Source organism: Leucobacter komagatae (genome assembly GCF_006716085.1).
GTDB classification, from domain to species: domain Bacteria; phylum Actinomycetota; class Actinomycetes; order Actinomycetales; family Microbacteriaceae; genus Leucobacter; species Leucobacter komagatae.
The window spans coordinates 1266097-1279315 of sequence record NZ_VFON01000001.1; the positions used below are offsets into that span (position 1 = coordinate 1266097).

The 13219-nt window shown below is 65.8% G+C and carries 11 protein-coding genes; 1 reads left to right on the forward strand and 10 read right to left on the reverse strand.

All coding sequences use genetic code 11. The features are described 5' to 3' along the window. Positions 1 to 19: 19 nt before the first annotated feature. The 9 genes from murJ to dapB all read right to left on the reverse strand — a co-directional run bounded on the left by murJ (position 20) and on the right by dapB (position 10221). Positions 20 to 1633 carry a murein biosynthesis integral membrane protein MurJ gene (gene murJ, locus FB468_RS05850; protein ID WP_141886514.1) on the reverse strand — a complete coding sequence of 538 codons (1614 nt, stop codon included), beginning with the start codon at positions 1631 to 1633 and terminating at the stop codon, positions 20 to 22. After that, a complete protein-coding gene (locus tag FB468_RS05855) occupies positions 1633 to 2703 on the reverse strand; it encodes a lipid II:glycine glycyltransferase FemX (protein ID WP_141886515.1) in 1071 nt (356 codons plus the stop codon). Before FB468_RS05855 ends, murJ begins: the two co-directional genes overlap by 1 nt. Positions 2704 to 2705: 2 nt before the next feature. After that, the gene (locus FB468_RS05860; protein WP_141886516.1) at positions 2706 to 4382 is read right to left on the reverse strand and encodes a ribonuclease J; all 1677 of its coding nucleotides are present in this window, start codon (positions 4380 to 4382) and stop codon (positions 2706 to 2708) included. 14 nt (positions 4383 to 4396) lie between these two features. Further along, complete coding sequence (gene dapA / locus FB468_RS05865; protein ID WP_141886517.1) at positions 4397 to 5374, reverse strand: 4-hydroxy-tetrahydrodipicolinate synthase; 978 nt, start codon at positions 5372 to 5374, stop codon at positions 4397 to 4399. A 133-nt stretch (positions 5375 to 5507) separates the two neighbouring features. Beyond that, positions 5508 to 6008, reverse strand: a complete 501-nt coding sequence (locus FB468_RS05870) for a dihydrofolate reductase (protein ID WP_141886518.1) — start codon at positions 6006 to 6008, stop codon at positions 5508 to 5510. Beyond that, the gene (locus FB468_RS05875) at positions 6005 to 6814 is read right to left on the reverse strand and encodes a thymidylate synthase (protein ID WP_141886519.1); all 810 of its coding nucleotides are present in this window, start codon (positions 6812 to 6814) and stop codon (positions 6005 to 6007) included. Before FB468_RS05875 ends, FB468_RS05870 begins: the two co-directional genes overlap by 4 nt. A gap of 481 nt (positions 6815 to 7295) precedes the next feature. Continuing rightward, positions 7296 to 8894, reverse strand: a complete 1599-nt coding sequence (locus FB468_RS05880) for an APC family permease (RefSeq protein WP_141886520.1) — start codon at positions 8892 to 8894, stop codon at positions 7296 to 7298. 125 nt (positions 8895 to 9019) lie between these two features. Then, on the reverse strand, positions 9020 to 9469 hold the full coding sequence (locus FB468_RS05885; RefSeq protein ID WP_211359090.1) for a hypothetical protein: 450 nt from the start codon (positions 9467 to 9469) through the stop codon (positions 9020 to 9022). Further along, a complete protein-coding gene (gene dapB, locus FB468_RS05890; RefSeq protein ID WP_141886521.1) occupies positions 9466 to 10221 on the reverse strand; it encodes a 4-hydroxy-tetrahydrodipicolinate reductase in 756 nt (251 codons plus the stop codon). The genes FB468_RS05885 and dapB overlap by 4 nt, the downstream gene beginning before the upstream one ends. Before the next feature lie 41 nt (positions 10222 to 10262). Here dapB and FB468_RS05895 point away from each other — a divergent pair, with 41 nt between their 5' ends. After that, entirely contained in the window at positions 10263 to 11783 is a 1521-nt protein-coding gene (locus tag FB468_RS05895; RefSeq protein ID WP_141886522.1) for a biotin carboxylase, read from the forward strand. Between the two features lie 70 nt (positions 11784 to 11853). Here the strand turns inward: FB468_RS05895 and FB468_RS05900 are convergent, their stop codons facing one another. Further along, positions 11854 to 13212, reverse strand: a complete 1359-nt coding sequence (locus FB468_RS05900) for a M16 family metallopeptidase (protein ID WP_141886523.1) — start codon at positions 13210 to 13212, stop codon at positions 11854 to 11856. Positions 13213 to 13219: the final 7 nt, after the last annotated feature.

Sequence of the window (13219 nt, forward strand, 5' to 3'; positions counted from 1 at the left end):
CCTCAGGGTTTCTAGGGTGCTAGCGCCTGAGCACCCTCCGAAGAACGGCGTGCGCCTCGGGTGACTTCAGCAAGAGCAAGCCGCCGAAGTATGCGGCGCCCATGATCCCGGTCACGACGAGCGCCTCGACGATCGCGCGAACGATTGCGATGCCGCCCTCGCTCGGCGGGAACAGGTTCGCGAGAAGTGCGATCGCAAGGATGCCGAGAGCGGCGGTCGGGATAGCGGCAAGGATATTCTTCGTGCCGCTCGCGGCGAGATCGCGGCCGCCCATACCGCCGACCTTCCGCCGCAGCAGCCAGAAGGCGACGATCGCCTGCAAAATCGTCGTGCCCGACCAGATCAGCGCGTAGGCGAACCCGAGCAGTGACTTGTCGATCACCAGGCCGACGGGCACCGTCAACGCGATGAGCAGCACGAGCTGCCCCGACATGAAAAAGAACGGCGTGCGCGCGTCTGAGAGCGCGTAGAAGGCGCGCTGAATCACGAACATCATGCTGTAGGCCGCGAGACCCACCGAGTAGGCGCGGAGCAGGTCAGCGAAGCTGTCGACCTGGTCGGCGCTCGCACCGAACAGCATCACGCGGCTCACGTACCCTGCGCAGATGAACAGGGCGACGCTCGCGAAGATCATGAGCAGCAGCACCTGGCGGGCCGCGCTCGAGAATGTCTCGCGGTAGCTTCCGAGCCGGCCGCCCTGGCCGTGCTCGGCGAGCTGGGTGAAGTACGCCGTCATGAGGGAGACGGCGATCACGGAGTGCGGGAGCATGAACACGAGCCAGGCGTTGTTCATCGCGAGGAGCGAAGGCCCCTCCCCCGACGCCGAGTTCACGATGTTGCTGGTGACGATGCCGCCGAGCTGCAGCACGGTAACCGAGGCGAGGCCCCAGCCGGCAAGCCTGCCCGTCTGGCCGAGCCCAACACCGCGCCACCTGAAATCTGGCTTGAAGCTCAGCCCCGCCTTGCGCCAGGGAACGATGAGGATCAGCGCCTGCGCGACAACGCCAAGCGTCGCACTGCCGGCGAGCACTCCGATCGCCCCGGGGCTCCAGTCGGTCACCGCCCGATTGCCATCGGGGTCGGCGCCAAACATCACGATGAAGAGGATCGTGCCGATGATCGCGATGACATTTGCGAGCGCGGGCGACCAGGTGAACGGGCCGAAGATCTTCTTCGCGTTGAGCACCTCGCCGAGCATCGTGTACCAGCCGTAGAACACGATCTGCGGTAGGCACCAGTACGCGAACGCGATCGCGAGCGCGCGCTGCTCGGGCTCCCAGGCCATGGTGAACAGCCAGACAACCGAGGGCGCCGCGATCATCACGATCGTGGTGATCGTGAGCAGCGCGACCGAGACGAGCGTGAGTACCTTGTTGATGTAGGCGCGCCCACCGTCAGCGCCCTGCGCGGCCTTCACGATCTGTGGCACCAGCACCGCGTTCAGCATGCCGCCCGCGAGCGCCATGTAGATCGTGTTCGGAAGCTGGTTGCCGTTCGCGAACGCGTCACCCGAGAGGGTGAGAGTGTTGCCGATGGCGTAGACGAGCAGCATGGTCTTCGCGAACCCGAGGATTCGCGAGACCATGGTGCCCGACGCCATGATCGCGCTCGCGCGCTGCAGGGCAGATGCCATTAGTAGAACACGTCCCCACGCGTCGCGAGGGTGTACCGGCGCGCGATCCGGTCGCCAATCGAACGCCAGAGCTTCACTTTGCCCGGCTTGATCGCGAGGTCGAGGGTGCCAACGTAGTCGGTCACGTCTTTCGAGAGGCGCAGCTTGTACTGGCCGACGCCGTAGAGCCGGTGACTCTTGTCATCGAGCCTGTCGCTCGGCGGGGTGCCGATGAGGTCGTGGCGCGTCGCGCCCTGCTCCTTGCCCCACCTGATGATCTCGAGCTGCATCCGGTACATCGCACCGGTCGGCAGCTTGGCCTTCGCCGAGGCGCCGTCTTTGTAGCCACTCGTCTGGCCGAGCGCGGTCGCGAACATGCCCGCGACCGGAACGTCGCCGTCGTAGCCGAGCACGAGCTGGCCGCGGCCGGCGGCCTGGAAGCCCTGCCAAAAGTCGCGGAAGTACTCGTACGGGCGCAACTCGAACTTCTCCTCGGCGGTGCCGGTGAGCAGGTCGAACATGATGCGGCAGTTCTCTTCCGTCGCCTCGACGCGGCGGACATCGAAGCCCTCCTTGTCGGCCTTCCTAATCTTCGTGCGCGTGCTCGACGAGAAGGCGGCCATGATGGCGTCTTCGTCGCCCGAGATGTCGAGGATGATCGTGGAGACGTTGGGCAGCACGTGCGCAACCGGCTCGTAGCCAGCGGTCTCAAGGGTCGCGAACGCTTCATCGCTCGCGAGGAGGCGCGGCTCGACCTTCAGAAGGAACACGCCTTCTTGCTTCGCAAAGTCGGCGAGTCGCTGACCCCGCGCGACGTACTCGGACGCGCTCATCGGCGTGCCACTCGCGTCGAGCGACACGTCGGGGCCCGCCGGCGAGTACCAGAACCGTCCGAGGAGCGGAATCTTCTTCTCGAGCACGAGCGTCGCCGGGAAGTCGTCGCCGACGATGTACCGCGGCGTGTAGCGCTGGTAGCGCTTGATCTCTGCGTATTCGCGGCTCTGCCAGACCTCGCCGCCGCCCGGGGCGAGCTCTACGAGCTCGTCCCAGCGCGCGACTTCGTCAGCGGTCGCAAAGCGGAGTGAAGCCACCGCTATACCACCACCACAACGGGAACGATCATTGCCTTGCGGCGAAGCTTCGTGCCGACCCAGCGGCCGACGGTGCGGCGCACGACCTGCTGCAGCGCATGCTGGTCGGTCACGCCCTCCTTCATCGCCTTCTCGATCGCGTCGGCGACCTGCGGCTTGATCTTGTCGAAGACGTGGTCTGCCTCGGCAACACCCTTCGCGTGGATCTCGGGGCCCGAAACGATCTGGCCGAGCGTCGTCTCGACGACGGTGATCACCGAGATGAACCCCTCTTCAGCAAGCGTGCGGCGGTCGCGCAGGTCGTCGTCAGTCACCTTGCCGACGCTCTTGCCGTCAACGTAGATGAAGTCGATGGCGAGCTGGCCGACCTCGCGCGCGACGCCGTCGTGCAGGTCGACGATCGTGCCGTTCTCGGCAATGATCGTGCGGTTCTGCGGCACGCCGGTCTCGATAGCAACGCCAGCGTTCGCGATGAGGTGGCGGTACTCGCCGTGAATCGGCATCACGTTCTTCGGGCGCACGATGTTGTAGCAGTACATGAGCTCGCCGGCCGACGCGTGGCCAGAGACGTGCACCTTCGCGTTGCCCTTGTGCACGACGTTCGCGCCGAGCTTCATGAGGCCGTTGATGATGCGGTAGACCGAGTTCTCGTTGCCAGGGATAAGGCTCGAGGCGAGGATGACGGTGTCGCCCGCCCCAACCTCGACCTGGTGCTCCTTGTTCACCATGCGGCTGAGCACGGCCATCGGCTCGCCCTGCGAACCGGTGGACATGTAGACGATGCGGTGATCCGGAATATCGCCGCTCTTCTTGAGATCGACGAGCACGCCCTCGGGGACGTCGAGGAACCCGAGATCGGCGGCAATCTTCATGTTACGAACCATCGAGCGGCCGAGCAGCACGACGCGGCGGCCGTTCTTCGAGGCTGCGTCGAGCACCTGCTGCACACGGTGCACGTGGCTCGAGAAGCTCGCGACGACAACCTTGCCGCTCGCCTTCTCGATGACGCGCTCAAGCACGGGCCCGATATCTTTCTCGAGCGCGGTGAACCCCGGGACCTCGGCGTTCGTCGAGTCGGTCATGAAGAGGTCAACGCCCTCCTCGCCGAGTCGCGCGAAGGCGCGGAGGTCGGTAATGCGGCCGTCGAGCGGCAGCTGATCCATCTTGAAGTCGCCCGTGCCGATGACCATGCCGGCCTCGGTGCGGATCGCGACGGCAAGCGCATCCGGGATCGAGTGGTTCACCGCGATGAACTCGAGGTCGAACGGCCCGAACTTCACGCGATCGCCCTCAGCCACGAGGTGGCTCTTCGGGCGGATGCGGTGCTCCTTGAGCTTCGCCTCGACAAACGCGAGGGTCAGCTTCGAGCCGACGAGGGGAATATCCTCGCGGCGCTTCAGCAGGTACGGGACGCCGCCAATGTGATCCTCGTGGCCGTGCGTGAGCACGACGGCGACGATGTCCTGGAGACGGTTCTCAATCTGCGTGATGTCGGGCAGGATGAGGTCGACGCCCGGCTGGTGCTCTTCTGGGAAGAGTACGCCGCAGTCAACGACAAGCAGCTTGCCGTTGATTTCGTACACGGTCATGTTGCGGCCGACCTCGCCGAGGCCGCCGAGCGGCGTGATCCGTAGGGTGCCCTTCTTGAGCTTGGGCGGTGAGTAAGGGGGGTTGGGCACTGGGCCTCCTGTTATTAGCGGGTGGTGCCTGCAATCTTGGGCAGAGCACCGCCGGCAGCCGCGTTGCGGTCCGGCCTGAAGTTTGAAAGGTCGACGCCTGGCACGTCGCGCACGAGCGACAGGTCGTCCTCGATGAGCGCGGCCTCCCACTCTTCGGGCCCGACAAGCGGGAGCCGAACGCGGGGGCTCGAGATGCGGCCGAGGCCGTGAAGGATGTACTTGACGGCGACCGTGCCGGGCACGTGCGTCATCGCCGCGCGAACGAGCGGCTCGAGCTGCTGGTGCGCGGCCCGGGCGGTGTGAAGGTCGCCCGCGTTCACGGCGTCAACGATCACCCGGTAGGGCGCCGCCGCGATGTTCGCGGTCACACCGATGAGGCCGGTCGCCCCGATCGACAGGTGCGGCAGCACGTTGGGGTCGTCGCCCGAGAAGTACATGAGGTCGGTCTGGTTGAGCACCCGGCTGACCTCGCTGAGGTCTCCCTTCGCGTCCTTGACGGCGAGGATGTTCGGGTGCTTCGCGAGCCGCAGGATCGTCTCGTACTTGATCGGGATGCCAGCGCGCCCCGGGATGTCGTACAGGATCACGGGCAGGTCGGTCGCGTCGGCGACCATGCGGAAGTGCGTGAGCAGCCCCGCCTGCGTGGGCTTGTTGTAGTACGGGGTGACAATCATGACGCCGTCTGCGCCGGCACGCTCGCTCGCCTTGTACATCTCGATCGCGTGCGCGGTCTCGTTCGAGCCGCCGCCGGTGATGATCTTCGCTCGCCCGCTGCTGACCGACTTGGCCACCTCGACGAGCTTGAGCTTTTCTGGGTCCGTAAGAGTCGAGGTCTCGCCAGTGGTGCCGGTGACGACGATGCCGTCAGCGCCACTCACGATGCAATCTTCAATGTGCTGTTCGGTCGCAGCCCAATCAACCTCACCGTCGGAGTCGAAGGGGGTGATGAGAGCGACGAGCACCTGCCCGAAAGGATTCTCTACGTTTGCCACCTCACTAGGCTACCGGATCGGTCACCGCGATACGGCCAGCGCTGCGAAATCCGCGCCGCGCGACACTCTCCGCCCTGCGAACGCGGGCACAACCGGGCGCGCCTCAGGGGCTCTGCCGGTGATCCTGCTTCCGCTACGCGGCGGCCTCGCGCAGATAGCGCTCGAACCGGTAGCCGAGCCCGCTCGCCGCGACGAGAGCCTCTCCCCCGCCGTCGAGCGTCCACTCGGCACCGATCTCGGGCGCGAAGGTGTCGGCGTCGGGCACGTCCATGTCGATCCGAGTGACGACGAGCTCGTGCGCGAACGGCATCGCGTCGCGGTAGAGCTGGCCTCCGCCCATGATCCACGCGCGGTCGCCGCCGGCGAGCCGAATCGCGTCTTCGAGCGAGGTCGCGGTCTGGGCGCCGTCGATGACGAGATCAGGATCGCGGGAGACCACGACGTTCTCGCGCCCCGGCAGCGGGCGGAAGCGCTCGGGCAGCGACTCCCAGGTGCGCCGCCCCATGATGACGGGCGCGCCGAGGGTGACGCGCTTGAAGTGTGCGAGGTCTTCGGGTAGGTGCCACGGCATCGTGCCGTCGCGGCCGATCGCGCCGCCGCGGGCCTCCGCCCAGATCATGCCGAGCGTCGTCATACCGCGACCGGGGCCTTGATGCCGGGGTGGTGCTCGTAACCGACGACCTCGAAGTCCTCGTACTCGTAGTCGAAGATCGAGTCGCGGCCCGCGATCTTCATCTGCGGGTAGGGGAAGGGCTCGCGCTCAAGCTGCGTCGTGACCTGCTCGACGTGGTTGTCGTAAATGTGGCAGTCGCCGCCCGTCCAGACAAACTCGCCCGGCTCGAGCCCTGTCTGCTTCGCAACCATGAGGGTGAGCAGTGCGTACGACGCGATGTTGAACGGCACTCCGAGGAACATGTCTGCGGAGCGCTGGTAGAGCTGGCACGAGAGCTTGCCGTCGGCCACATAGAACTGGAAGAAGGCGTGACAGGGCGCGAGCGCCATGTCGGGGATGTCAGCGACGTTCCAGGCCGACACGATGAGGCGGCGCGAGTCGGGGTTGGTGCGAATCTGCTCGACGATCTCGGAGATCTGGTCGATATGGCCGCCGTCAGGGGTCGGCCAGGAGCGCCACTGGACGCCATACACCGGGCCGAGCTCGCCCGCGTCATCGGCCCACTCGTCCCAGATGCTCACGCCGTTCTCGGTGAGGTAGGCAATGTTGCTGTCGCCGCGGAGGAACCAGAGCAGCTCGATCGCGATCGACTTGAAGTGGACGCGCTTCGTCGTGATCAGGGGGAACGACTCTGACAGGTCGAAGCGGAGCTGCTTGCCAAAGAGGCTGCGGGTGCCCGTGCCCGTGCGGTCTGACTTCGGGGTGCCGTGCTCGAGAATTTCCCGGAGGAGGTCTTCGTACGGTGTGGGAATCGCAGCTGCACTCATGCACTCAATGGTACAGCGCTCGGGTGTGGGCTTGGCTTGGCTGGGCTGGGCTTGGCTGGCTGGTGCTGTCCAAGGGCAGCGTATGCGATCTGCAGAAGGTCTGCCCACCCCAAAGCCTCAGCGGCATTGCTATTGCAGATCCCAGGGATACGGGGTGGGGCTTCGGCGCGGGGTGTGGCCCCGCCCAAGCGCAGCGTATGCGATCTGCAGAAGGTCTGCCCACCCCAAAGCCTCAGCGGCATTGCTATTGCAGATCCCAGGGATACGGGGTGGGGCTTCGGCGCGGGGTGTGGCCCCGCCCAAGCGCAGCGTATGCGATATGCAGAAGGTCTGCCCGTCCCCAAGCCCCAGCGGCATTGCTATTGCAGATCCCAAGGACAAGGAGTGAGGGGCTGAGGGTGAGCGGGTAGGGCTGGGCATCGGCGCGGAGGGCCCAGATACACCACAGGCCCGCGCGAGCGCGGGCCTGTGAGGTGAGACGTTAGCCGTCGAGGCCGTCGTCGAACAGTTCCATAGCCGAGGTGTCGTTCGTCGCGTCAGTCGTGCTGAGCACCTGTCCCTTGAAGAAGCGGGGCGAGAAGCGCGACTGGATGAGCATCAGCACGACGCCGAGGCCCAGCATGACGATGCCGATCAGGCCGACGAGCCCGATGCCCGCGATGTTGCTGCCCGAGCCCGCAGCGGGGTCGAGGCTGTCGATCGTGGTCTGCACGAACACGACGAGGAGCAGCAGGCCGCCGAGGCCCGGGAGGATAACCTTCGACAGTACCGATCCGAAGCCCTCGCGGGGCGCCTGCTTGCGGAAGTACCAGGTGCTCGCGAGCGCGGTGATGCCGTAGTAGAAGCAGACCATCATGCCGAGGGCGGTGATGGTGTCCCACAGCACGTCCTCGCTGATGAAGCGCATGATCGCGTAGAACACCGAGGCAACGATCGACGAGAGGAAGAGCGCGACGTACGGCGACTTGTGCTTCGGGTGGATCTTCTTGATCGATGCGGGGATGGCGCCGTAGTGGGACATCGCGAGCAGCGTGCGCGCTGGCGAGATCGCCGTCGAGTTGATCGAAGCCATCGCCGAGACGAGGATCGCGAGCGACAGGAAGATCGCAGCGGGGCCCATGACGGGGTGCGCGAGTGCTGCGAAGACGTTCTCGGCGATGTCGGAGTTGCCGAGGCCGGTCGGGCCGTCACCGATGCCCGCGTATGCGACGGTTGCCGCTGCGGTGCCGACGTACATGACGACGAGGATGAGCACGAGGATCATCGCGGCCTTGCTCTCGGTGGAGACGCGGCCCTTCGACTTCTTCGTCTCCTCACCCATGGTGAGCACGGTGTCCCAGCCCCAGTAGACGAAGATCGAGACGGCGATACCCGCTGCGAACGCGCTGAAGCTTGAGACCTCAAGCGGGTTGAACCACGAGAGCTCGGGCATGCGGCCCTCGGTGTTTGCCGGGTCAGCTGCGCCGATGAACATCGCGGTAGCGAACCAGAGCATGACCGCGACCTGGAAGAACACGGTGATGTACTGGAAGATCTTCGTCGAGGTCATGCCCCGGTACGAGATAAAGGTTGCGACGGCCATGAAGCCGAGGCAGACGGCGATGTTGATGAACTTGTTGCCCGACAGCAGCGCGATGTCGGGGTTGTCAGCAATGATCGCGATCGATTGGAACAGGAACTCGACGGCGATGCCCGCGAGGTTCGAGAGCACGAGCACGGTGGCAGCAATGAGGCCCCAGCCGGCCATCCAGCCGATCCAGGGCCCAAACGCGCGGGTCGCCCACGTGAACGAGGTGCCCGAGTCTGGCATTGCGGTGTTGAGTGCGCGGTAGCCAATTGCCACGAGCAGCATAGGCAGGAAGCCCATGAGGAAGATCGCGGGAGTCTGGTAGCCGACCTCAGAAGCGGCCGGGCCGATCGCCGACGTCAGCGTGTACGCCGGCGCACACACCGAGAGACCAATGACGAGCGCACCCATCACACCCACGGTGCCGGACTCGAGACCCTTCTTACTGATTCCCGAAACTGAATCGAGTGTTCGGGTAGCCGGATCGGCGTCGCCGAGGTCGTATTTACTCATCGCGTTCTATCGTCCTCCATCGGATTTCAACGGCCTCGTGCCTTGTGGGCTGGCCATCGTGTACGCGGAAGATTGTAAGCAGATTCGGGCCATATGCCCTAATTCGCCATCGAAATTGAACGAAATTAGTCGCGCTTCAACGAAATCGCTTGTCGAATCGCACTTCTTGCGCGTTTTCGGTCGCCCGCCGCGTCGTACACGAGCCCGAGCCGCATAAACTCCCGCCAGCCGGCACCGGGGCCCTCAGCGGCCTCCCGGTATTTCGGGAACGCGGCGTCAGCAACCTGGCGCACCTCTGCGCGAGTCACCTCGACGTCCACGAGCTCCTCGGGAAGGTCATCGGTGTTGGCCAGCTCGTCCACGAGCTTCGTCGATGCAAACCCGAACATGAGTTCTCGCGCGAGCGCCCACACCCCGATCAAGGGGAAGATGAGCAACGCGACGCCCATGATGACCGCGACAGGGTCGCCGGTACCGAGCAGGGCGATGGCCTTAAACCCGGCGAACACGAAGTAGAGCACAAGAAGCGCGCTCATGAGGGACACGCCAAGGATGGCGCGAGTGCGCGGGCTCACAGGTCCGCTCCGAGACCGAGCACGCGGTTGAGCCCGACGGTGAGGCCGGCCGCGTCGCGCACGGCCTCGAGGCCCGCGCGGATCCCGGCAACGTAGCTCTCGTTCGACACGGTGTCATGCTGCACGGTAAGCACCTCACCGGCCCCGCCGAACCTGACCTCCTGCCTCGCCACGACGCCAGCGAGCCTGAGGCTGTGCACCGGGATCCCTGCGACGAGTTCGCCGCGGGCTCGCTGGTCAGCGAATGGCGCTTGGGCCGGGCCGCGACCGGCCCGCTCCCGAGCCCCCGCCATGAGCTCGGCCGTGCGCACGGCCGTGCCGGATGGCGAATCGATTTTCGCCGGGTGGTGCGCCTCAATGACCTCGATTGAGTCGAAGTACGGCGCTGCGATCTGGGCGAGTGCGGTGCCAAGGACGGAACCGAGCGAGAAGTTGGGCACAACGATCACGCCCGCTCCCCGCACCTCTGCTACGAGGTCAGTCAGGCTGGCGATCCGTTCGGACGACCAACCGCTTGTGCCGACGAGCACCTTCTGCCCGCGCCTCACCGCACGCTCGACGATTGCAGGCGAGGCTTCGGGCGTCGTGACGTCAACGAAGATCTGGGCGCCAGCGCCTTCCTCGGCCGTGCTCCGGCTCGACAGCCGCGCTGCGAGCTCGAAATCGGGGTGGCTTTCGACCACATCACAGATCAACGTACCGAGCCGCCCTGACGCCCCAGCAACCGCAACACTCGTCACACTCGCACTCATGTTTCGAGTCTAGCGAGGCACGGCTGCGGTAGCCTCGATGTATGACTGCCGCTCAGCGCCCGAAGGCGACGCTCCGCACGCTCGACGAGATCAAGAAGTACCTCGCAGAGTCCCCGCAACCCGTGTTCTACCTCAGCCGCAGCGCGACGAACCTCCTCGGGGTTGACCGCGCTGTCAACGGATTCCGCTACATCACGCTCAGCGACAGCTGGGACGGCGCGAACCCGCGCTGCTTCTCCCCGAGCAACGTTCCGAAGCTCGAGCCGCGCGGCAACATCAATGTCGTCAACTGGCTACTGCAGAACGACCAGGTGCAGGCGCACATCCGCAAGCACACTCCGGCCGGCTACACCCCGCAAATCGCGATCGCGATGTTCGACGAGGAGTCGGAGCGGCTCTGCGCCGAGCTCGGGTACGAGCTCATCATGCCGTCGATCAAGCTGCGGAAGCATCTTGATTCGAAGATCGTCACCACGGAGCTCGGCAACGAGGCAGAGACTTTCAGCGTGCCGAACATGCTCACCACGATTTCGGGCTGGGATGATTTGCGCGCGCAGGCCGAGCAGCACAACCTCGGCGACAACCTCGTCATCCAGCTGCCGTACGGTGACTCTGGCCGCACGACCTACTTTGTCTCGTCGCGAGCCGACTTTGACCGAATCGCTGGCGAGATCGCAGGCGCTGGCGCGTCTGCGCCGACGATCAAGGTCATGCGCTACATCAACCACCAGCCGCTCGCGACGGAGGCCGTCATTACGAGCGCTGGAACGGTCGTGGGCCCCGTGCTCCGCGAGATCACCGGCCACCCCGAACTCACCCGGTACAAGGGCGGCTGGGCGGGCAGCGAGATGTACCCGTCGCTCGTGAGCGCTGAGACGCGAGCCCGTGTCTCGGACGTCGTGCAGCGCTTCTGCGACAGGCTCGCGCAAGAGGGCTACCGCGGCATCCTCGAGGTGAGCACGCTGCTCGACACCGACACCGGCGAGGTCTACCTCGGCGAGCTCAACCCGCGCATCAGCGGCTCGTCGTCGCACTCAAACCTGCAGGGCCTGTCGACGGCACCGGGGTCGACGGAGACGCACCCCGCACTGCCGCTCTTCGCATTCCACGTGCTGGAGTACTCGGGCACTGACTTCACGCTCGACCTCGAGACGATCCACGCCGAGAGCGCGGCCGCCGTCGCGGGGCAGACGTGGAGCACGCTCGTCATCCAGCACCAGCGCGACCAGACGGAGCGCACCGCCGTCGCACCCCGCACGGGCCGGTACCGGGTTGGCGCCGGCGGCTCGCTCGAGTTCATCTCGCCCGACATCGACTGGCAGGAGATCTCCGAGCCTGACGAGGCGTTCTGGTTCCGCAGCAGCGGTCCCGGGGAGATCGTCTCGACCGGCGTCGACGTCGGCATGCTCATCACCCGCCGCCGTTCGCAGGAGGAGCACTACGCGCTCACTGAAGGCACGAAGCAGCTCATTCCCTCGATCCTCGGCAAGTACGAGGGGAAGCGGATCCCGACGATCCAGCGCTACTGGCGCGCGGGGCTTCGCCGTTTGCGCGGCGAGTAGCACGCGAGCGACGCAGCGCGCACGTCGGCGCCGCGACCTTCCCACGGGGCGGTCGCGGCGCCGACGCCGTTTAGCGGGTCATCTTCCCGGTGTCACCGACTGCGACGACCGTGAGTGGGGTGTTCGCGAAGTAGGTCGCAACGGCCTTGATCTCGTCGGCCGTCACCGCCTCGAAGCGTTCGAGGGAGGTGTCGAGGTCGTAGAGTTCACCGGCTCCGAGCTCCGCACGCGCGAGGCGGCCCATGCGGGTCTCGGTGTCTTCGAGGGCGAGGGCCGACGACCCTGCGATCTGCCCGAGCGACCGCTCGAACTCTTCATCGGTGATGCCGTCTGCCGCGATCTTGGCGAGCTCTTGCTTGCTCAGTTCGATGACCTGCGCCGTCTTCTCGGGGGCGCTGCCAGCGAAAATACCGAAGAGGCCCGCGTCAGAGTAGCTGGCCCCGAACGAGTACGTCGTGTAGGCGAGCCCGCGCTTCTCGCGGATTTCTTGGAAGAGCCGGCTCGACATCCCCCCTCCGAGTACCGAGTTCATCATGCCGAAGGCGAATCTGCGCGGGTCGCCCGCAACGAAGCCGGGTGCACCGAGCAGCAGGTTGATCTGCTCGCTCGGCCGCTCGACCGTCACGAACCCCTCCCCGGCTTCGCGCGTGTCGACGGGCTCCAGGTTGCCGCGCTCACGGCGCTCGGGAACTCCGGCACGGTCGGTGTGCCAGCGCTCCTCGTGCGACGCGTTGAGCGCGGCGAGCACCATCTCGACGAGCCTGTCGTGATCGACGGCGCCCGCCGCGGTGACGACGAGCGTCGAGGGATCGTACCGGTCGCGGTAGTGCCTGTCGACGTCATCGCGGTTCGCTGCGCGGATCGTGTCAGGGTTGCCGCCGATCGGCCGCCCGAGCGGGTGGTCTTTCAGCACCTCCTCGAAGAAGCGCTCGCTCGCGACGTCGCCGAGGTCGTCCGCGGCCATCGCGAGTTCCTCGAGAATCACGCCGCGCTCCATCTCGAACTCCTCGGCGTCGAGCAGCGAGTTCGTCACCATGTCGGCGAGTGAGCCCACTGCGTGCTCGAAGTCAGCGTCGCGCACCTTCGCGTAGTAGCAGGTGTATTCCTTCGCGGTGAGCGCGTTATGTTCGGCGCCGATTCGATCGAAGCTTGTCGCTATCTCGTAGGCGTCCTGGCTTGGGGTGCCCTTGAACAAGAGGTGCTCGAGGAAGTGCGTTGACCCGAGGCTGCCCGGCGCATCGCTGCGCTCCGACTGCTCGTCGCGCGAGCCGACGCCGACCCAAAAACCGACGGTCGCAGACCGCGCGGCCGGCATGTGCTCCGTGAGGATGCGCAGGCCACTCGGGTGGACGGTGCGGCGGATCGTGCCACCCCCAAGCTCAACGGAGAGTTCGGGGAGGTCGAGGGGAAACAGGATGGGTTCGCGCATCCCTCCA